The sequence below is a fragment of the Croceibacterium xixiisoli genome (assembly GCF_009827305.1).
Lineage (GTDB): Bacteria > Pseudomonadota > Alphaproteobacteria > Sphingomonadales > Sphingomonadaceae > Croceibacterium_C > Croceibacterium_C xixiisoli.
In genome coordinates, this window is record NZ_WTYJ01000003.1 from 414188 (window position 1) to 433908 (window position 19721).

Here is a 19721-nt window from a genome sequence, read left to right on the forward strand (position 1 = left end):
ACCCTGCTCTACGCACGCCTGTGCGACAGCATCTGACGGGGGCGGCGACATGACCATCGATCTCTGGCTGGCGGCGATCACCGCGCTGGGCCTTCTCCTTTATCTCGTGGCCGTGCTCCTGCGGCCCGAACGCTTCTGAAAGCGAGCACACCATGACCGTCGAGGGATGGATCCTGATCGCCTTGTTCGTGGCGATCCTGCTGGCGCTGGCCAAGCCCGTGGGGCTGTGGCTGTTTGCGCTGTACGAAGGGCGGCGGACGCCGCTGCATATGGTGCTGGGGCCGGTCGAACGGGGGTTCTACCGCCTGTCCGGCATCGATCCGAACGAGGATCAGAGCTGGCGCCGCTACGCCGTGCATATGCTGATCTTCAATGTGGCGCTGTTGTTGTTCACCTATGTGATCCTGCGCCTGCAGGCGGTGTTGCCGCTCAATCCGCAGGGGCTGGGGCCGGTGTCGGATCATCTGGCCTTCAACACCGCGATCAGCTTCACCGCCAACACCAATTGGCAGAGCTATGGCGGGGAAGCGACCATGTCGAACCTCAGCCAGATGCTGGGCCTGACGATTCACAATTTCCTGTCCGCCGCGACGGGCATTGCGCTCGCCTTCGCGCTGTTTCGTGGTTTCGCGCGGCGCAGCGCGGCCGGGATCGGCAATTTCTGGGCCGATGTGACGCGGGTGACGCTCTATCTGCTGCTGCCGCTGTGCGTGGTTCTGGCGGTGTTCTACATCGCCAGCGGCGTGCCGCAGACCCTGGCCGGTCCGGTCGATGTGACCACGCTGGAAGGCGCGCGGCAGACGCTGGCGCTGGGGCCGGTGGCCAGCCAGGAAGCGATCAAGATGCTGGGCACCAATGGTGGCGGCTTCTTCAACGCCAACAGCGCCCATCCGTTCGAAAGCCCGACCGCGCTGACCAATCTGGTGCAGATGCTCTCGATCTTCCTGATCGGCGTCGGCCTGACCTACACTTTCGGCAAGGCTGTGGGCAACACGCGCCAGGGCTGGGCGATCCTGGCCGCGATGATGGCGCTGTTCCTGGCGGGCACGGCCATCGTGTACTGGCAGGAAGCCGCCGGCAATCCGAATCTCCATGCGCTGGGCGTCATGGGCGGCAATATGGAGGGCAAGGAAGTCCGCTTCGGCATTGCAGCCTCGGCGCTGTTTTCCGTGGTGACCACGGCGGCCAGTTGCGGTGCGGTCAACGCTATGCATGACAGCTTCACCCCGCTGGGCGGGATGATCCCGCTGTTCAACATGCAATTGGGGGAGGTCGTGATCGGCGGCGTGGGCGCCGGTATCTATGGCTTCCTGCTGTTTGCCATTCTCGCGGTGTTCGTCGCCGGGCTGATGGTCGGCCGCACGCCCGAATATGTCGGCAAGAAGATCGAAGGAAAGGAAGTCAAGCTGGCTGTGCTCGCCATTGCGGTGCTGCCTTTGATCATCCTGAGCTTCACCGCCATTGCGTCCGTGCTGGATGCAGGGCTGGCCGGGCCGCTCAACAAGGGGCCACACGGCTTCTCGGAAATCCTCTATGCCTTCACCAGCGCGGTGGCGAACAATGGTTCGGCCTTTGCCGGGCTGACCGCCAACACCCCGTTCTACAACGCGATGCTGGGTGTGGCGATCTGGATGGGGCGGTTCTTCGTCATCGTGCCGATGCTGGCCATCGCCGGCAGCCTGGCAGCCAAGAAATATGTGCCCGAAACCGCCGGTTCCTTCCCCACCACCGGTCCGCTGTGGACCGGGCTGCTGATCGGCATCGTGCTGATCGTGGGCGGTCTCACCTTCCTGCCAGGCCTCGCGCTTGGTCCGATCGCCGATCATCTCGCGATGATCCGCGGGCAACTCTACTGATTGGGGCCGGCATATGAGCCAGAATACTCCCAAATCGCTGTTCACCGCGGATCTGATCGTCCCGGCGCTGGGCGATTCCTTCCGCAAGCTCAATCCCCGCGAACTGATCCGCAATCCGGTGATGTTCACCACCGCCATCGTGGCCGTGCTCCTGACCGTATTGCTCGTGATCGGGCAGGATGGGCTGGCAACCGGCTTCAAGCTGCAACTCGTCATCTGGCTGTGGCTGACGGTGCTGTTCGGCACCTTCGCCGAAGCCCTGGCGGAGGGGCGGGGCAAGGCGCAGGCCGCATCGCTGCGCGCCACCAAGGCGGATCTGACCGCCAATCGCGTCAAGAACGGCGGCACCGAAGCGGTCGCGGCCAGCGCCCTGCGGGCAGGCGATCTGGTGCTGGTGGAAACCGGCGAGCTGATCCCTGCCGATGGCGAGGTGGTCGAAGGCGTGGCTTCGGTCAATGAAGCGGCCATCACCGGCGAATCCGCCCCCGTTATCCGCGAAGCAGGCGGCGATCGGTCCGCCGTGACCGCCGGCACCCGCGTGATATCGGATTATATCAAGGTCCGCGTGACGCAGGAACCGGGGCAGGGCTTCCTCGACCGCATGATCGCGCTGGTGGAAGGGGCCGAGCGGCAGAAGACGCCCAATGAAATCGCCCTGACCATTCTGCTGGTCGGGCTGACGATCATCTTCCTGATCGCGGTCGGCACGATTCCCGGCTTCGCATCCTATGCCGGCGGATCGATCCCGGTCACCATTCTGGCGGCGCTGCTGATCACGCTGATCCCGACCACCATCGCCGCGCTGCTCTCTGCCATCGGGATCGCCGGGATGGACCGGCTGGTGCGTTTCAACGTGCTGGCCAAATCCGGCCGCGCGGTGGAGGCCGCAGGCGATATCGACACGCTGCTGCTCGACAAGACCGGCACCATCACGATCGGTGATCGCCAGGCGACCGAGTTCCGCCCGCTGGCGGGCATTCGGGTGGAAGATCTGGCGGAAACGGCGCTGCTGGCCAGCCTGGCCGATGAAACCCCGGAAGGGCGATCGATCGTTACCCTGGCGCGCGAGGCATTTCATGTCGCGACCGCCAGCCTGCCGACCGGGGCAGAGGTGATCGGCTTCACCGCGCAGACCCGCATTTCCGGCGTCAGCATGAACGGCACCCTGATTCAGAAGGGGGCGGTGGATTCGATCCTGACGGCGAATCCCGACATCGGCGAAACGCCCGCCGCCGCCGAATTGCGCCGCATCACCGACGATATCGCGCGCAGCGGGGGCACCCCGCTGGCCGTGGCGCGCGATGGGCGGCTGCTCGGCGCGATCTTCCTCAAGGATATCGTCAAGGCCGGCATCCGGGAGCGTTTCGGCGAATTGCGCCGCATGGGCATCCGCACGGTGATGATCACGGGCGACAATCGGCTGACCGCCGCCGCCATCGCGGCCGAGGCAGGGGTGGATGATTTCCTGGCGCAGGCCACCCCGGAAGACAAGCTGGCGCTGATCCGCAAGGAACAGGCCGATGGCAAGCTGGTAGCCATGTGCGGCGATGGCACCAATGACGCCCCGGCGCTGGCCCAGTCCGACGTGGGCGTTGCCATGAACACCGGCACGCAGGCCGCGCGCGAGGCGGGCAATATGGTCGATCTCGACAGCGATCCGACCAAGCTGATCGAGATCGTCGGGCTGGGTAAGCAATTGCTGATGACGCGCGGGGCGCTGACGACATTTTCCGTCGCCAATGACGTCGCCAAATATTTCGCGATCATCCCGGCCATGTTCGTCGTGCTCTATCCGGGGCTGGGCGTGCTCAATGTCATGGGGCTGGTGACGCCCGAAAGCGCGATCCTGTCGGCGATCATCTTCAACGCCATCATCATCCCGCTGCTGGTGCCGCTGGCGCTGAAAGGGGTGAAGTACCGCCCTGCCGGTGCCGGGGCGCTGCTCGGCCGCAATCTGGCCATTTACGGCCTTGGCGGTCTGGTCGCGCCGTTCATCGGCATCAAGCTCATCGATCTGACCGTCAACGGTCTGGGTCTCGTTTAGGAGGATCCCATCATGGGTTCAGATCTCAAAACCGCATTCCGCCCGGCGATCAGCATGACGATCCTGTTCGCCCTGTTGCTGGGCATCGCCTATCCGCTGGCCATGACCGGTGTCGGCCAGGCGCTGTTCCCGTCGCAGGCCAATGGCAGCCTGATCACGCAGGATGGCAAAATCATCGGCTCTTCGGTGGTGGGGCAGGCCTTTGTGGGGGAACGCTATTTCCACACGCGCCCGTCGGCGGCCGGGGCGGATGGCTATGACGGGCTGGCATCCTCCGGTTCCAATCTCGGGCCGACCAGCCAGGCCCTGATCGATCGGGTTGCGGCCGATGTCGAACAGAAACGCGCGCAAGGCGTGACCGAGGCGGTGCCGGCTGACATGGTCACTGCATCGGGTTCGGGGCTTGATCCGGATATCTCGCCCGATGCAGCTCTGGCCCAGGTTTCCCGCGTCTCTGCTGCACGCGGTCTGGCACAGGTCGATGTGCGCGATCTGGTGGAACGGTCCATCCAGCGCCCCTTGCTGGGATTTCTGGGCGAAGATCGGGTCAATGTGCTCGAACTCAATCGACAGCTCGACCGGCTCGGCAGTACAACCGCCCGGTGATGGCGGATGACAGCAGACCGGACCCTGACGCTCTCCTGCGCATAGCCGCGCAGGAAGGGCGTGGCCGCCTCAAGGTTTTCCTCGGGGCGGCGCCGGGCGTCGGCAAGACCTGGGAAATGCTGAGCGACGGCGCGGAGCGCCGGAAGGCCGGGGCCGATGTGGTGGTCGGCGTGGTGGAAACCCATGGCCGGGCGGAAACCGAGGCGCTGACCCGCGGGCATGAGATCATTCCCCGGCGCAGCGAAGCCTATCAGGGGCGCCAGCTGACCGAAATGGACATGGACGCCATTCTGGCGCGGCGCCCGGGCCTGGTGCTGGTCGATGAACTGGCCCACAGCAATGCGCCGGGCAGCCGCCACCCCAAGCGGTATCAGGATGTGGAAGAACTGCTGGCGGCGGGGATCGACGTTTATTCGACTATCAACATCCAGCACATCGAAAGCCTGAACGACATCGTCGCTTCCTTTACCCATGTCCGGGTGCGGGAAACCGTGCCGGACCGGATTCTGGAAAGCGCGGAGATCGAAGTCGTCGACATTCCGCCGGACGAACTGATCGAGCGGCTGAAGCAGGGCAAGGTCTATATCCCGCAGGAAGCGACGCGGGCGCTCAACCACTTCTTTTCCAAATCGAACCTGTCGGCGCTGCGCGAACTGGCGCTGCGCCGGGCGGCGCAGGCCGTGGATTCGCAGATGCTGGAACATGTGCGCCAGCATGCGCTGTCGGGCAGCTGGGCCAGCGGAGACCGGGTGGTGGTCGCGGTCAGCGAGGCTCCTGATGCGGATCGGCTGATCCGGGCCGGCAAGCGCATGGCCGATGCCCTGCGTGCCAGCTGGACGGCGGTGCATGTCGATACGCCGCGCAGCCGCGCCTTCGATGAAGATGATCGCAAGCGGTTGGCCAACGCGCTCAACCTGGCCAACCAGCTGGGCGGAACGGTCGTTTCCGTGCCGGCGGCCGATGTGGTGGAAGGGCTGGCATCCTACACCCGCGAAGTGCGCGCCACCCAGCTGATCCTCGGCCATTCCGCCCATGCCGCCTGGTATGCCCCCTGGCGCAGGCCCGTGGCGGACCAGATCCTGCAGGCCGGCGGCGATCTGGCGGTGCATGTGCTGCCGACGAAGGCGCAATCCACGCGCGGGCGGCGGCTCTATCTCCCCTCATGGCGGGCGGGGCCGACTTCGGCCTATGGCTGGACCCTGCTGATGGTGGCGGCGGTGACCGGATCGGGACTGGCGCTGTTCCAGGTGCTTGATCTCGCCAATGTCGGCCTGCTCTATCTGCTGCCGGTGATGGTGGCATCCAGCCTGTTCGGCCTGCGGGCGGGCCTGTTCGCCGGGGTGGCATCCTCTCTGGCGTATAATTTCCTGTTCCTGCCGCCGACCGGATCGCTGACCATCGCCAATCCGGAAAATGTCGTTTCCATCGTCGTGCTGCTGGGCGTGGCCTTCGTCACCAGCCAGTTTTCCGCCCGCATCCGCGATCAGGCCGAACTGGCCGGATCGAGCGCGCGGGAAAATGCCGCCCAGGCCGGTTTCCTGCGGCAGATCAGTGCCACCGGCAATGAAGAGGAACTGCTGCAGACCATTTGCGGAGAAATCCGGCGGATGTTTGCGGTGCGCACCGCCCTGCTGGTGGCAGCTTCCGGCGGGCCGCAATTGCGCGCCGCCGTGCCGCCCGAAAACCGGTTCGACACGATCGAGCTGGCGGCTGCCCAATGGGCGATGGAAAAGAACCAGCCCGCCGGTCTGGGGTCGGATACGCTGACCGCATCGGACTGGCTGTTCTATCCGCTGCGGGCGGCGGGCAAGGTCGTGGCCGTGATCGGCCTGGCGACGGAGGATGGCAGCCAGCCGATCCGTTCCGATGACATTCCGCTGCTCATGAGCCTGCTCGATCAGGCGGCGCTGGTGCTGGAACGCATGCAGCTGGAAGATGAATTGCGCGACATCGCCCAGCTCAAGGATCGGGACCGGTTGCGGGCGGCGCTGCTGTCTTCGGTCAGCCATGATCTGCGCACGCCGCTGACCGCCATTCTGGGGATCACCCAGGAATTGCGGGGCGCGGTGCAGGATGACAGACTCGACATGCTGGAAAGCGAGGCGCAGCGGCTCAATCGCTTCATCGCGAACCTGCTGGATATGGCGCGGGTCGAAGCCGGCGTGATCCGGCTGAAGCTGGAACCCGTCGACCTGACCGACGCCATTGGCAGCGCCGTGCACGACACCCGCCGCGCGCTGGCCGGGCATGATATCGAACTGGATGTTTCGCCCAGCCTGCCGCTGGTGATGGTGGATGCGCAGCTGTTCCATCACTGCCTGATCAACCTGCTCGACAATGCCGGCCGCTATGCCGATCCGGGCACGCCGGTGCGGATTGCCGCCGAACGCCGGCCGGGCGCGCTGTGCCTGTCCATCCTGGATCAGGGGCCGGGAATACCGGCAGGCCGGGAGGGCGAGATTTTCGAAACCTTCATCCGGATCGAAGGATCCGACCGTTCCAAGACCGGCACCGGCCTGGGCCTGGCCATCGTGAAGGCCTTTGCCGAAGCGATGGGGCTGACCGCCGAAGCGGCCAATCGCGATGAGCCGAGGGGGGCGAGGTTCTCCCTCTTGTTCCCGGACAACAGGCTGGTGCGCGAACCCGATCAGGAGCAATTGCTGTGACCGATATCGCCAGGGTTCTGATCGTCGATGACGAACCGCACATCCGCCGGCTGCTGCGCACGACGCTGGAACGCGCATCCTATGGGGTGGTGGAGGCGGAAAACGCCCGGGCCGCGATGGATCGGCTGACCGATGCCAGCCCCGATGTGGTGCTGCTGGATCTGGGCCTGCCGGATCGGGACGGGCTGGAACTGATCCCCCTGATCAGGAAGCAATCGACCGCGACCCTGCTGGTGGTGTCAGCCCGCGAAGCGACCGATCTGAAGGTGGCGGCGCTGGACCTGGGCGCGGATGATTATGTGACCAAGCCGTTCGACAGCGAAGAACTGCTCGCCCGCGTGCGCACGGCCCTGCGCCATCGCATTCACCAGCAGGGGGCGCAGTCTTCGGTCGTGGCCGGCGATGTCGAGATCGACCTGGTCAATCGCCGCGTGCTGAAGGGCGAAGTCGATGTGCATCTGACGCCCAAGGAATATGGCGTGGTGGCCGAGCTGGCCAAATTCCCCGGCCGGGTGATCACGCATCAACAGCTGATGAGCGCCGTCTGGCCGCATGATTATGAACGCCACATCGAATATCTGCGCGTGGTGATCCGCAACATCCGGCAGAAGATCGAAACCGATGTCAGCCGCCCGGCGATCCTGGTCAATGAATTGGGCGTGGGATACCGGCTGCTTGGGGGCGATCCGGCGGGCTGACTGTCCATACGCGGATCGAGAGGGTCAGGATGTTGTTCCGCCCAGAAATACCGTTTTGGGAATATGGGTGATGCGGCAGGCCAGATCGGCTTCGCCCGAGGCGACGATGTAGTGATCGCCTGCGTCCACGATGCCAGTGGTGAACACGACATCATGGAGATACATCTGGTGTTCGATCGGGCGGGTGAGCGCCGGATCGGCTTCGAGCAGCGGGGCATGATCGGTGCGGATCACGATGGCGGGATCGTGCCGGTCCAGGATCGACCAATAGGTGCGATAGATGCCGACGATGCCATTGGGCTCCACCCCGTGCCACAGGGTCAGCCAGCCCTCTTCGGTCAGGATGGGCGGCGTGCCCCCGCCCATCCGCGCGGTCGCCACGGTGGCGGCGTGCGGGCGGATGCCCGGCTTGCGATAGGGTTTCCAGAAATGACCATCGGGTGACAGCGCCAGATTGATCGACGGGCCCGGGCGCCATTCGCTGCCCGGTGGATAGGCGAAATAGAGATCGCCCAACGGGCGCGTCTGCGCCCAGTAATGACCATCGATCAGCCCTTCGAAAATCAGCATGTCCTTGTTCTGATGATCGAGCACGACGTCTTCGAAAATCCAGTCCAGCCCGTTCGTGGAGCTGTAGAGCGTGGTGGAGTGGCGTTCCGGGCTGACCGAGCAGGTCGTCATGAGATAGCGGTCACCGATCCGGCTGATCCGCGCGTCTTCGATGCCATAGCATTGCAGGCTGCTGTTCGGCGCAATGGCGCGATCATAATGCAAGGCGATGATGGAAAGGCCATCGGGTGCAAGTTCCACCGGCAGCAACCATGACAGGGAGGTGAGCGCCATCACTTTCCACCCCGGCCCCGTCAGCATGAATTTGCGCGGATCGGAGGTGTCGACATGTTCGAGCGGCCAGGCATCCAGCACGAAGCGGCCATCGCCATTCTCCCCATCCCAGCGGATCGCATGGACGTGGCCATCATGGATGGGGCGGCGCAAAGCCTCCGCAATGCGGACCATCATCAGCAGATTGCCGTTGGGCAGGCGGGTCAGCCCGGGATTGAAGGCGCCCAGGACATGGGTTTCCGCCGAAAAATGCCCGGCCAGTGGGGATCGGGCCAGATCGATATCATCCGGGACGAGCACGAGCTGATCTTCGGTATAGGGCATGCAGCCTCCGCAATCCAAGCCGTTTCAGTCAAAGGCGTGTGGTCTTCCGGGCATGCAACGCGGCAGCGGGACTATGGTTCACGGGCACGGATTTGCCGGCGTATCGCTCAGTTCGATCCACACCGGGGCATGATCGCTCGACTTTTCCCACGCCCGGGGGCGCCGATCGACCTGGCCCGCATGCAGCAGCCGGGCGGCCAGCGGGTTGAGCAGGAGATGATCTATCCGCAGCCCGGCATTGCGTTGGAAGGCGCCGCGCCAATAGGCCCAGAAGGAGTAGATGGTCTCCTGCGGATGCAGATGGCGGATTGCATCGACCCAACCCTGCGCCAGCAATCGCCGGTATGCCGCCCGCACTTCGGGCGCGAACAGCGCGTCATCCTGCCAGCGTTCGGGGGCGTAGACGTCCTGATCTTCGGGCATCACGTTGAAGTCACCGGCAATGACCACGGGCGCTTCAAGCCGGACGAGTTCGGCCAGATGCGCGTGGAGCCGATCGAACCATTGCAGCTTGTAATCGAATTTCGGCCCCGGGCGGGGGTTGCCATTGGGCAGATAGAGCGCGGCGAACAGCACGCCGTTGATCGCCGCCTCTATATAGCGGCTTTGATCGTCATCCGGATCGCCGGGCAGGCCCCGGCGGGTTTCGTGAATCTGGCCGATGCGGCTGAGCAGGGCGACCCCGTTCCACCGGCTCTGCCCCTGCCAGATCGCCTCATAGCCGGCCGCGCGCAGAGCATCTTGCGGGAAGGCGGTTTGCGGAGCCTTGAGTTCCTGCAGCGCGACAACATCGGGCCGGGCGAGCTTGAGCCAGCGCAGCAGCACGGGCAGCCGGCTGTTGATCCCGTTCACATTGTAGGTCGCGATTTTCATGAAGCACCTGGAGCAACCCGCAAGAGCCTAAACGCGGGCGGGCCAAAGCGGATCCATCGCCGGGTATGGCGGCAATGCTGTGGACTGATGGAACGATCGCGACCGGTGCCGGTTCGTTTCAGACATGACGCCTGCCCGCGCGCTGAGGCCCCCGTCCGGATGTTTCCAGCACGTTCGCCAACTGAAAGAGGGACAGACATGGCCGAAACCCCAGCGCTGCCAGAGCCACCCGATCTGACGGAAACCGTGTTCAAGGCCCTGGAAGACAAAGCCAGCCTGCCGACAGGATCGATGATCGTGCTCGGCATGCTGGCCGGCGCCTTTATCGGACTGGGGGGCATGTTCGCGACCATTGCCCTGTCAGGGGGAGACGAATTGTCGTTCGGGGCGGGGCAAGTGCTGGCCGGTCTGGTCTTCACATTGGGCCTGGTGCTGGTGCTGATCGCCGGGGCCGAACTGTTCACCGGCAATACGCTGATGGCCGGCCCCGTGGCCGCAGGGCGAGTGTCGATGGGCAAGGCGCTGAAGGCACTGGCAATCGTCTATTTTGCCAATTTCGCCGGAGCGCTGTTGTTGGCCGGGGTGATCTTTGCTGCCGGCGTGCATGAGGGCGGGGACGGGGCCGTGGGCCTGTCTGCACTGGAACTGGGAACATCCAAAACCGGGCGGGATTTCCTGCCCACGCTGGCCAGCGGCGTGATTGCCAACATGCTCGTGTGCCTGGCCGTTTGGATGGCCTTTGGCGGCCATACGGTGACCGAAAAGATCATGGCGATGATCCTGCCGATTGCCGCCTTCGTGGCGGCGGGGCTGGAACACTCGGTCGCCAATATGTATCTTCTGCCCTATGCCTATCTGGTGCAGGGCACGATCAGCAGCGCGGCGGGGACGATGTCCTTCGCCGACATGGCCGGAAATCTGATCCCGGCGACAATCGGCAACATGATCGGCGGATCCATTATCGCGCTGGCCTACGGGTGGGTCTATCCGGTGCGGCAGCGCAAGGGCGATCAGCCAGGTTGAGGTCGCTGGCTGTGCACATTGATATATGAGTTAACAATTTTTGTTAACTATGTTCATAAGTGAACAGATGTGGCGCATCCGTCCGATAGGTTCGGGCCGGCTTGACGATTTCAAGCGACATGCGCTTGCCGGGGAGGGCAAGGTGAAACGGACAGGGGGGGCGATCGCGGCGGCCATTGCGCGCCACCTGCGCATGTCCGATTTGAAAGGAGCAGGATATCCGCAGGTGTTCGTCGTTCCTCTCGACGGGCATTTGCAGATTTCGCTCTATCTTCACGGGCGTGCAGCCCATCTTCATCTGGATTCAGATGAAGCCAATGACGTCGTCCGGCAGCTTCTGGACGGGGGGAGTGCGCTGGAATTGTTCCGTCGGGCCAAGGTCGCGATCAAGCCCTTGCAGGGTGCAGCGTCTGGTTGATCGCGATGCGACAGTTTGATGAGAGTCATCACATGCTGCCGATGCACCCACCGAAACCTTTTCGGATGCTGCGGGTTCAGGAGCGCGCGTCACAGATGATCTGATGATCCACGCAACAAACGGAGCGCGGCATGTTCACCCAATTGAATCCACCGATCCCGGTCTACATTGTCGGCAAAGGATCCGGATCTGCCATTGGCGTTATCGACTATAGCCAGGAACACAATCTGGTGTGGGTGACAGCGCTGGATGACGGGGGAGAAATCTGGTGCGCGCCCAACCCCACAGTGCGGCTGACCAAGAACTGGACCATGGGACGCAGCATCAAGCCATGTTCTTCCGCGACGCCGGATTTCGTGGATATGCCCGTCACGGGGTGAGCCGCCGAATTGGACACGAGTGGGTAGTTTCAGACGCGGACCATTATCATTCTGACATATCCGATCTGTTCTGAATTGGTTGCGCGACAAACGGTTACGTATTTGGCATAATCAAATCGATGGCTTGGCTATCGCTGCTGGGGGAATGACATGAAGTGCTGGTGGATTGCCGTCTGCAATGGATTGCTGTCGTTTGCGATTATCTCCTACTTCGGGATCGGTGGGCTGATTTTTTCCGTGCCCCTGGTCCTGTCGATCGCATTTGGGTGCTGGATGACGGAGCGATGGAGCGACCGGCGAACCCTGGGGTAAGTGCCGAAAGGTCAGCGTTCCAATGCATTGATCGCCTTGACGATGACGGTGAAGGCCGCCTTCGGGTGTGCTGGCCGCGCGAGGTGTGAACGCTGGTTGCGTCGCGCGCCTGTTGTTTGGAGCTCAAAGGCGGCGCGGAAGTCAGGGCGGGGCAGGTCTGCCACATGCCGACGACCGGCATTAGTCCCAATGCCAGCGATCATGCGATTTCTGGAACGATGCAGGGAAAAACGCTGCCGCAAGGGTGGCGGAGACGGAGACAGCCTGCATTTAGGCGGTTTGGCTCTGTTTTACCTGAGTAAATTTCGCCCTGAAATGCGTCGGTGCCCCCGGGGATGCCCCCATTTGCCGCGAGCGGGGGACGTTGAAAAATTTGCGCTGATGCCTGCTGCACGGCGAGTACCCTAGATTTGGAGAGATAGATAGATTCGCTTGGCAGCGAGGCCCGGCGCTTCAGACTTGCGGAATCGGGTAGCGCTCGCTTTTCCAGGCTTCGATCGTCTCGGAACGCCAGGTGACCCTGCGCGGACTTATCCGAGTTCCAGCGGGAAACTCTCCGCGAGCGATCATGCGGTAGATCGTGGCGCGGGATAGGGACGTTTCCTTGACGATATCGCGAAGGGTGAGGAAGCGGCCGGTGCGGGCGGGGTATTCGGGCATGTGATCCTCCAGAAATGGGGCGAGCGCGGCGGGGGAAGGGGGCGGCGCCGACGGGTGAAAGCAGGCGATGCGATCACTGATCGCGCGCCCGTTTTGTTCGCTCTTCGCGAAACCGAAGGGCGAGCGCGTCACGCTGCTGCAGGTGGCGATAAGCCTGCATCCGGCCGATGTTGAGATCGGCCATAACGCGGGCGATGCGCGGGTCTGGGTAACGGCGGATCATGGTTGCGCTCTCAGACAATTTTGAAATGGGTGATGTCGAACGGGTGGCCGTTCAGCGACCAATTGCAGCCGGCTCGACCGTCTGCGGCCCAGCTTTCAGCAGGACGCATCCCGTTGCGGAGCGTGACGTTCACGCGCTTGCCGGCAGCCGCTTCCGGGCGGCGGCCGGTGTTGGGCTGCGGCAAGGTCATGTCAGCGATTTCCCGACGCCGAGGCGAAGGCCCAGGCGACGATGAAGGGGATGGCGCAGATCGCGGCGATCAGGAGCAGGGCGCGGGTGATGGTGCGGGCGGCGGCCCTGGTTCGGGTGCGGGTTGGACCGTTGCAGTTGGGGCAGGTGCAACCGATCGGGTGGATGGTGGTGTCGCGGCGCATGGTCAGGAGAGCCCCAGGGCGGCTTTGTAGGCGTCGAGGAGCGCTTCCATTTCGGCGCGATCGTCGGGGCGCATTTTGCGCAGGCGCAGGATCATCCGGGCGATCTTCGTGTCGTAGCCGGTGCCCTTCATCTCAGCGAAGACTTCGCGGATGTCGTCGTTGATGCCCTTCTTTTCTTCCTCGAGCCGCTCGACGCGTTCGATCAGCAGGCGGAGGCGATCGTCGGCTGTGCGGAATTTCTCCGGCAGTTCGACGGGGATCTGCATTTGCTGTTCGGGTGCGGGCCTGGGCGGCGGCGCGCCCTCCCCCAACATGACGCGGCGGCCGAGGTGATCGGGAGTTGAGATCATGCCGTCCTGCTGCATTTGTTCGATCCATGCGGCGGCGGTGTTGTAACCGACGCCCATCTGGCGCTGGAGCCAGGAGGTGGAGGGTTTGCCGCTGTCCTGCACGGCAGCGACGGCGCGCATGTAGAGAGCCGAGGCATCGGTAGCGGCGCTATCCCCTGCACTTGGCTGGGTGGCAGGCGGCATGGCGGGTGCGGCGATCATTGGGTCACCGCCAGTGCGGCCGACAGGCGCTCATTGGGGCAGAACAGGAAGCTCGCATCGTCGTTGAAGGCGACCACCCAACCTGCCGGCGCGTGGGGACTGGGGCTGTTTTCGGTGGTGCCGCAGCAGTGGCAGGTGAAGGAATAGGCGCGCTTTGCCGGCGGAATAACCGGGTTGCGGGTGGCGATGGTCTGACTGGCGATACGCATGGGAAATGCTCCGTTTCAGTAGGCAAAGGGGGAGCGCGCCCGGCGACGGGGGTCGCGCCGGGTGGCAGAAATTCAGAAGGGGACGGGCTGGTGGGTTAGATCAGCGGTCGGTCATGGTACCGGCGACCGGTTCCCCCGGAGGGCCATCGTCATTGGCCGCGCGATCGTTGGCGGCGGTGCGCCAGGTCGTGAGCGGAAGGACTACCTTGGGGCGCGGAAACCTGCTGGGCTTCACGCTGCGGGTGGCGACCATTTCGACCACGAACTGATGGCCGCAGGCGTCCGGGTTGCGACAGTGGTAATAGGCCTCTCGATAGGTCAGGCTATGCTTGCCCGACGTGCGTGCAAAGGCTTTGCCGCCGCAGGCCGGACACTGAACATGTGGAAGTTTCCCCGTTTCACCCGTCATTTGTATTACCCCGTTCTTGCGCGGCCCCATTGCCGGGCAGGAATGATTTGAGGCGGGCGAGCATGATTGTGAGTGCCGTGATGGCCTCCTCTGCTTCAGCAACCGCGCGATAGATGGTTTTGGGACAGGCGCCTGGCTCGATCACGCGCACGCTGGTCCCGATCGCATCGGCCATTTCGCGAGCGACCGCGTTGATATCGTCGGCCAATGCAGTGCGGCAGGCGAAGCTTTCTGTCAGCGACACGTTCAGCTGCCGCTCGTAGGATTCAAGGATCGGAGCAAAGCCGCCGCCCGCAGCAATAAAGGCGGTATCGAGAGCGATAGCCTGATCGAGCGTCGGCAGGGTCGGCTTGTCGGTATCTTCCCAATATTCGAGCGTGCGCTTGGATCGGCCGACGATTTGCCGGGCCTGATCCGGGCCGAGCACCCCGACCACGGTCTTGATCGCCAGGCCAAATGTCATGGGTGCGCGCGGTTTGGTCATGAGCGCGCCGCCTTGCGTTTCGCTTCTCCATTCCGATCGCAAGCGACGTCCCCGCGCTGACTTTCTATGGTAGAAGACTCACCGGAGCGGCCAAGGGGGAAGACCACGTGCTGAGTTGTAATCTCGAAACCTGCAGATATGCATTTTTCGAGTACCTCCCGTTGCTTATGAGACGGAATCCTTCCCGCGTTCTTCCATCCCATCACTTTACTCGGACTTTCGCCCAGCATCCTTGCCATCGGCCGAATACCGCCAAGCATGTCGAAAATTGAGATGTCCGGTTCCATGTCGACCGCGTGTATAGATATTTTATACACTAAGCAATACGTTTGCCGTACAGACGGCGTGCAAAATTTTTGCACGGTGGCTGCCATGATATCGGCAAGCGAGCGGTTAAAAAAATTGAGGATGGCGGCCGACCCGCCGATCTCTATTCGTCGGATGGCCGACGAGCTCGGGATTGGGTTTCCACGCTATGCCTATTTCGAGGATTCAAAACGCTTCAAGAAACGCGAACTCCCGATAGATCTTACCCGAAAAATTGCGGGGGTTTTGGCGTTGCGGGGCATCGACCCTGCGCAGGTGATGCAGTTGGCTGGTTTGAGGGACGACGAAGCAGAGCCTGAAGCCCAAGCCATCGAGGCCGGAAAACCTGACGTCCAATATGTTACCATGTCAGTCGTGCTACCTAGTGAAGCCGCGCTGACCGATATGTTCGAAGGTCTGCTGGCCTTTGTGCCCGAGGGCGCATCGCGGGCTGAAGCCGCCCGAATTCTCGCTCAGCGGCTGCCAACTGGTTTCGCAGCGACCGGATCTTTCGCGCCCGGTCAGGGCAAGGCTCCAACGCCTGAAGGCGCAACAGTGCCTCCACCTCCCGCCAAAGATCATCCCTCGTCATCACGACCGTAGCGCATCTGACACTGCATTGCGGGCAGGCGAATTCGCAGCCCGGTGTAAGTCTGATTGCACGCAACCTCACCCCCTTAACGTTCATGAAATGTTCCAACTAGGTTAGTCCCGGGGTTGTAGGACAGGGAAAAGTTTCGGCCTGGCGGTGTTGCGGAAGGTGCCCAGCGCTGTCAGCATCAGGTAGGGGGTGTGATTCGCAGCAGGGGCAAAAGTTGTTCGAACGCGCAAATACTGCACACAGAGGTGTCGAAAAATTCGGGCTGATCGTAGCAGCCGCAATGGTCGGGCTGGTCGTTTTCGGAGCGGTATCCGAAAGACGAAACACCGACAGCAAATCAGACATCATTTCCGACAAATATAAGCCCATTGTGACGGTTGCCGCCTCTGACTTGTTTGAAGCCTATGATGCCAATGAGTTCACAGCCCAGCAGGCCTACGGGGAGCACCGGCTTCTGGTGAGTGGCACCATCGCCGGCGTTGCGGTCGACTTTATGAACCAGCCCGTGTTGCAACTGAAAACAAGCAATCAGTTTATGCCTGTGAAAGCTTCCCTAGAAGGTGCCAGCGAGGCCAAATTGGCATCACTTATAGAGGGCGCGGAGATTTCCGTGCTTTGTGGCGGGATCAGAGAAGTGATCGGAGCACCGCAGTTGCGGGATTGCGAAATCGCCGATTAGCCAGTTTGGCCAAGGGTCATGCGGCAGCGCAGAGTGGGTGAGGGGAGGACGCATAGCCTATCGTAGCCCCTAGCTCCTCCAGGCGAATGCAGGCAGACCAAGGTAGATGCGCGGTGTACACTGAAGCCAAGTCATGATTCGAGCCCGGAGGCCATTCATGTGGGTTGAGCTTGAGCAGTTTTTAGCGACTGACGCCGACGGCAAACAATATACGGTAAAGGCGTTTCAGCGGCAGGTGATTTATCACACTCGTTCAGGTGAACCGTGGACCCGGAAAGGCCGCATTTCCCATCGATTGATGGATGGGAGACCGATCGAGATTGTTGAGGGCGAAAGTGCGCCAGCCTTCCGGATTGTTGATGGCGGTCAGGTTATAAGGCGAGTCTGAACAGCCTTTACCCGGCGACCATCGCTCCCAGCAGATCGAGCTAAAGCACTCTGGACAGGTCAACTTGGCCTGCTTGGACCGTGATACGGAAGCGTTGATCATCTGCCTGGATGACAAAGATGTATCGCATAGAGGCAATCTGGGCTTCAACGGCGGGCAAGTCGGCAGCAGCGAGCGCTTCCGTGATGGCCTGCACATCCTGTCCGGCATTTAGCGCTTGCTCGCTCACCATCATGATGATGTCCGGTGCATGCTCCAGCTCTGCGAATACAGCCTCAACTGCCTGCAAGGCAGCTTCATATCGACGCAGCGACACAATTTTATCGCAGAAGGCACCCAGGGACTCGCCCATGCATATCACGCCGCAATTAACACGGTGAATTCAGCATGTTTTCAATCTTTTAAGGTGAAGAGGGACTGCGAACAAACCCTTCCCCCGCGAATTGCCTGCGCTGTCGATTTCGCTATGCGAGCGATGCCAATCCAACCAGGAAGCTTGGCACCGCCCGCACAACCTCAGTATTTCAATCGCTGGTCGTAAATCTCACGATAATGCTGGATCTTGGTCACTCGCAGACCATTCATTCCGGATCTGTCGACGGACCTTTGCCAGCCTACAAATTCCTCAAGGGTGATACTGTAGCGTTCGAGCGCCTCATCCATGGTCAGAAGGCCGCCCTCCACCGCGCACACCACTTCCGCTTTCCTTCGCGGCACCCAGCGCTTGAGATTGCGCGGAGGTAGCGATGAAAGGGACATGATCTCCCCCAGCGGTCCAATTACAGGCGGAGACTGACACGACTGTTGAACCGACATAAGACGACAAATACCTCTATGTACGCGTTTGTGCTTAAGCTGCGCCGGAGAGGTTAATTTGTTGCTTCACCTTTTGGTTAATGCCGCTCGCTGGTCACATATGTAAATTTTGGCAGCAGAAGTCGGGTTCGCGGGCGCATGAACCTAGGAAAACCCCGCTTTCGAGATTTTACATGTTGCACTGCAGCATTCGAGAGCGGTATCCAGAATTCGTCGGGGAGGACTCAACACAGCTGCAAGGAATTAAGCATGTTCTGGCTGACAATCTGCGAGTTCTTCGGACACAAGGTGGATCCGCGCAGGGTTTGGCATGATGGTCTGAATTACCGGACCAAGTGCCGGCGATGCGGCAGCAATCTGCTGCGACAGAGTTCAGGTTGGGTGATTTTCGATCCGGCAGCCCATGCCGACGACAGGCGCGAGACCAAAAGCGGCGACGCATAAGGCATCGGTATGCGGCGACAGCGATGCGCAGGCAAGGTTAAATGATGCCTGCGCGAACCGACCGCGTGAGGCGGGGTTTATCGAGGAGCAGGCAACGGAAGAGTAGCCGGATCCCAATGCTCATCTGCCTTACCGTCTATAAAGCGCCAGGTATCAAACCAAGTTGTGGTATAGCTTTCACCAGGCTTGCCCGGGACGGGAAGTTCGCGCACGAACAGAACGGTCACAAAATCGCCCTCTGCCTGCACGGCGACGATCGGTCGCTGGGTGCGTTCAAGCACCGGGGCAGGCTTCGCCTTGGCGACCTGGGTGAAATAGGTGATCACCGCGTCCAGGCCAGAGGCCGCGAGCGGATTGTGTTGGATATAGCGGTCGGTGAGGAATTCCCCAGCGCGATCCCACTGGTTGGCTTCCAACAGCACCTTGATGATGTTCAGCGCTGCCTGCTTGTTGCGGTGCAAGTCAGGGTCTGCGCTGGTGAACAGGCTTTCAGGGTCGGCGTGTGCAATTACGGGATCGCTGAGCGGCTGCGCCGCTGCTGGCGCCAGTGTTGTAGCGGACATGAGCGCCGCTACAGTGATCGAGACCAAAGCCCTCATCAATTTTCTCCCAGTTGGTAGAAATTTTCCTGCGTCGAATGCATTTTAGCGACGAAAGCCTTGCCCGCCATCGCTCGATTTCCGTCAACATATAAATAGTTGATCGAATGAACAATCTCAATGTCTCGTTGTTGATTTGTCGACAGTTTTGGCAAAGCTTGAGGCGTAAACGGTCTTGTTACGAGCGAACGCAATGGAAATTTTCTGCAACATCGACGTTGCCCCGCGGTATGCAATTGTAACTTAACCTGCGGTCGGCAGAGGGATCAGCAAGGTGGAATTTGGCGACAAGATTTATGTGATCGACCAAAGATCAGAATTTCGAGCAAGCATCTCTGCCCTGATTCACTCAATGGGACTGCATCCGGAGATTTTCGACAGCGCGACCGAATTCAGGCGGCTGCGGCCCCGGACGGGCGTTGTTCTGGCCCACCACGGCTCGCTAGGCAACGACGCGCCCCTGCTGTCGGATATCATGCCCAAGGGCCTGTTTTATCCCGTCATCCTTTACGATGATGATCCTGATATCGAAACGCTCGTGAGTTCTGTTCTCGACGGTGCGCTGGGATATTTACGCTGGCCCATCACAACAGATTCGCTCTCGGAAGCCATCAAGCTGCTGCGTGCTTCAGCTGTTGAGCATATCCGCCAGCAGCGGCGACGCCTAGAATGTCGGGAAAAGCTCGAACTGCTGTCAAAACGCGAAAGGGCGGTGCTTGGCTGCCTGATGCAAGACTGTTCGAACAAAGAGACTGCGCTGAGGCTCGGCATCAGTTATCGCACTGTCGAAATTCACCGGGCCAGTATCTTGCGGAAGCTGGAGGCGCCGAGCATCGCAGCAGCCGCCAGGATCGCCATTCATGGCGAACTCCACGAGGAATGATGCCTGCGCCGTTTTGCCAGACGCCAGAGTTTTGGTTGCGGTTCATAGTGTT

The 19721-nt window shown here is 61.8% G+C and carries 27 protein-coding genes and 1 pseudogene; 13 read left to right on the forward strand and 15 right to left on the reverse strand.

Annotation, left to right across the window (positions count from 1 at the left end):
- The first annotated feature begins 49 nt into the window (after positions 1–49).
- From kdpF to GRI97_RS15650, 6 genes are read left to right on the forward strand one after another with little or no spacing between them, the layout of a single operon-like run.
- Positions 50–139, forward strand: a complete 90-nt coding sequence (gene kdpF / locus GRI97_RS15625; RefSeq protein WP_161392124.1) for a K(+)-transporting ATPase subunit F — start codon at positions 50–52, stop codon at positions 137–139.
- 13 nt (positions 140–152) lie between these two features.
- On the forward strand, positions 153–1856 hold the full coding sequence (kdpA, locus tag GRI97_RS15630; RefSeq protein WP_161392125.1) for a potassium-transporting ATPase subunit KdpA: 1704 nt from the start codon (positions 153–155) through the stop codon (positions 1854–1856).
- A 13-nt stretch (positions 1857–1869) separates the two neighbouring features.
- Positions 1870–3900, forward strand: a complete 2031-nt coding sequence (kdpB, locus tag GRI97_RS15635) for a potassium-transporting ATPase subunit KdpB (protein WP_161392126.1) — start codon at positions 1870–1872, stop codon at positions 3898–3900.
- 12 nt (positions 3901–3912) lie between these two features.
- Entirely contained in the window at positions 3913–4506 is a 594-nt protein-coding gene (kdpC, locus tag GRI97_RS15640) for a potassium-transporting ATPase subunit KdpC (protein ID WP_161392127.1), read from the forward strand.
- Positions 4506–7172: a sensor histidine kinase gene (locus tag GRI97_RS15645; RefSeq protein WP_161392128.1), complete on the forward strand. Its 2667-nt coding sequence runs from the start codon at positions 4506–4508 to the stop codon at positions 7170–7172. The genes kdpC and GRI97_RS15645 overlap by 1 nt, the downstream gene beginning before the upstream one ends.
- Complete coding sequence (locus tag GRI97_RS15650) at positions 7169–7870, forward strand: response regulator (RefSeq protein WP_161392129.1); 702 nt, start codon at positions 7169–7171, stop codon at positions 7868–7870. The genes GRI97_RS15645 and GRI97_RS15650 overlap by 4 nt, the downstream gene beginning before the upstream one ends.
- Before the next feature lie 24 nt (positions 7871–7894).
- Here GRI97_RS15650 and GRI97_RS15655 read toward each other — a convergent pair whose 3' ends face one another.
- Together GRI97_RS15655 and xth are read right to left on the reverse strand one after the other, a co-directional pair.
- Positions 7895–9037, reverse strand: coding sequence for a glycoside hydrolase family 130 protein (locus GRI97_RS15655; RefSeq protein ID WP_161392130.1), 1143 nt, complete (start codon positions 9035–9037; stop codon positions 7895–7897).
- A gap of 78 nt (positions 9038–9115) precedes the next feature.
- On the reverse strand, positions 9116–9910 hold the full coding sequence (gene xth / locus GRI97_RS15660) for an exodeoxyribonuclease III (RefSeq protein WP_161392131.1): 795 nt from the start codon (positions 9908–9910) through the stop codon (positions 9116–9118).
- 198 nt (positions 9911–10108) lie between these two features.
- Here xth and GRI97_RS15665 point away from each other — a divergent pair, with 198 nt between their 5' ends.
- The 3 genes from GRI97_RS15665 (at position 10109) to GRI97_RS15675 (ending at position 11731) form a co-directional block, all read left to right on the forward strand.
- A complete protein-coding gene (locus GRI97_RS15665) occupies positions 10109–10933 on the forward strand; it encodes a formate/nitrite transporter family protein (protein WP_161392132.1) in 825 nt (274 codons plus the stop codon).
- Between the two features lie 67 nt (positions 10934–11000).
- The gene (locus GRI97_RS15670; protein ID WP_235917879.1) at positions 11001–11351 is read left to right on the forward strand and encodes a hypothetical protein; all 351 of its coding nucleotides are present in this window, start codon (positions 11001–11003) and stop codon (positions 11349–11351) included.
- A 131-nt stretch (positions 11352–11482) separates the two neighbouring features.
- Complete coding sequence (locus GRI97_RS15675; RefSeq protein ID WP_161392134.1) at positions 11483–11731, forward strand: hypothetical protein; 249 nt, start codon at positions 11483–11485, stop codon at positions 11729–11731.
- 765 nt (positions 11732–12496) lie between these two features.
- Here GRI97_RS15675 and GRI97_RS15685 read toward each other — a convergent pair.
- From GRI97_RS15685 to GRI97_RS18985, 10 genes and pseudogenes are all read right to left on the reverse strand, one after another.
- Positions 12497–12703 (reverse strand): helix-turn-helix transcriptional regulator, encoded by a 207-nt coding sequence (locus tag GRI97_RS15685; protein WP_161392228.1) that lies wholly within the window; start codon positions 12701–12703, stop codon positions 12497–12499.
- A gap of 73 nt (positions 12704–12776) precedes the next feature.
- Positions 12777–12926: a hypothetical protein gene (locus GRI97_RS15690; RefSeq protein ID WP_161392136.1), complete on the reverse strand. Its 150-nt coding sequence runs from the start codon at positions 12924–12926 to the stop codon at positions 12777–12779.
- Between the two features lie 10 nt (positions 12927–12936).
- Positions 12937–13116, reverse strand: a complete 180-nt coding sequence (locus GRI97_RS15695) for a hypothetical protein (protein WP_161392137.1) — start codon at positions 13114–13116, stop codon at positions 12937–12939.
- Between the two features lies 1 nt (position 13117).
- The gene (locus GRI97_RS15700) at positions 13118–13300 is read right to left on the reverse strand and encodes an LITAF-like zinc ribbon domain-containing protein (RefSeq protein WP_161392138.1); all 183 of its coding nucleotides are present in this window, start codon (positions 13298–13300) and stop codon (positions 13118–13120) included.
- 2 nt (positions 13301–13302) lie between these two features.
- Positions 13303–13566, reverse strand: a complete 264-nt coding sequence (locus GRI97_RS18460; RefSeq protein ID WP_202392810.1) for a DUF2312 domain-containing protein — start codon at positions 13564–13566, stop codon at positions 13303–13305.
- Positions 13567–13620: 54 nt separating this feature from the next.
- A pseudogene (locus GRI97_RS18945) lies at positions 13621–13851 on the reverse strand (DNA translocase FtsK); the annotation flags it as partial.
- Entirely contained in the window at positions 13848–14060 is a 213-nt protein-coding gene (locus tag GRI97_RS15710; protein WP_161392140.1) for a hypothetical protein, read from the reverse strand. The pseudogene GRI97_RS18945 and the gene GRI97_RS15710, both read right to left, overlap by 4 nt.
- Before the next feature lie 100 nt (positions 14061–14160).
- Positions 14161–14469: an ogr/Delta-like zinc finger family protein gene (locus GRI97_RS15715; protein ID WP_161392141.1), complete on the reverse strand. Its 309-nt coding sequence runs from the start codon at positions 14467–14469 to the stop codon at positions 14161–14163.
- Positions 14459–14953 carry a hypothetical protein gene (locus GRI97_RS15720; RefSeq protein ID WP_161392142.1) on the reverse strand — a complete coding sequence of 165 codons (495 nt, stop codon included), beginning with the start codon at positions 14951–14953 and terminating at the stop codon, positions 14459–14461. The genes GRI97_RS15715 and GRI97_RS15720 overlap by 11 nt, the downstream gene beginning before the upstream one ends.
- Complete coding sequence (locus tag GRI97_RS18985; protein ID WP_407924108.1) at positions 14950–15327, reverse strand: carph-isopro domain-containing protein; 378 nt, start codon at positions 15325–15327, stop codon at positions 14950–14952. Before GRI97_RS18985 ends, GRI97_RS15720 begins: the two co-directional genes overlap by 4 nt.
- Between GRI97_RS18985 and GRI97_RS15725 the strand changes: the two genes are divergently transcribed.
- From GRI97_RS15725 to GRI97_RS15735, 3 genes are all read left to right on the forward strand, one after another.
- On the forward strand, positions 15212–15862 hold the full coding sequence (locus GRI97_RS15725; protein WP_202392789.1) for a hypothetical protein: 651 nt from the start codon (positions 15212–15214) through the stop codon (positions 15860–15862). The genes GRI97_RS18985 and GRI97_RS15725 overlap by 116 nt on opposite strands.
- Before the next feature lie 212 nt (positions 15863–16074).
- Positions 16075–16539, forward strand: a complete 465-nt coding sequence (locus tag GRI97_RS15730; protein WP_161392143.1) for an OB-fold protein — start codon at positions 16075–16077, stop codon at positions 16537–16539.
- Positions 16540–16696: 157 nt separating this feature from the next.
- Positions 16697–16927, forward strand: coding sequence for a hypothetical protein (locus GRI97_RS15735; protein ID WP_161392144.1), 231 nt, complete (start codon positions 16697–16699; stop codon positions 16925–16927).
- A gap of 40 nt (positions 16928–16967) precedes the next feature.
- Here GRI97_RS15735 and GRI97_RS15740 read toward each other — a convergent pair whose 3' ends face one another.
- The 3 genes from GRI97_RS15740 to GRI97_RS15750 all read right to left on the reverse strand — a co-directional run bounded on the left by GRI97_RS15740 (position 16968) and on the right by GRI97_RS15750 (position 18786).
- Entirely contained in the window at positions 16968–17279 is a 312-nt protein-coding gene (locus GRI97_RS15740) for a hypothetical protein (RefSeq protein ID WP_161392145.1), read from the reverse strand.
- 164 nt (positions 17280–17443) lie between these two features.
- The gene (gene sciP / locus GRI97_RS15745; RefSeq protein ID WP_161392146.1) at positions 17444–17743 is read right to left on the reverse strand and encodes a CtrA inhibitor SciP; all 300 of its coding nucleotides are present in this window, start codon (positions 17741–17743) and stop codon (positions 17444–17446) included.
- Between the two features lie 521 nt (positions 17744–18264).
- The gene (locus GRI97_RS15750) at positions 18265–18786 is read right to left on the reverse strand and encodes a nuclear transport factor 2 family protein (protein ID WP_161392147.1); all 522 of its coding nucleotides are present in this window, start codon (positions 18784–18786) and stop codon (positions 18265–18267) included.
- A gap of 274 nt (positions 18787–19060) precedes the next feature.
- Between GRI97_RS15750 and GRI97_RS18835 the strand changes: the two genes are divergently transcribed.
- A complete protein-coding gene (locus GRI97_RS18835; protein WP_161392148.1) occupies positions 19061–19669 on the forward strand; it encodes a response regulator transcription factor in 609 nt (202 codons plus the stop codon).
- Positions 19670–19721 lie beyond the last annotated feature (52 nt).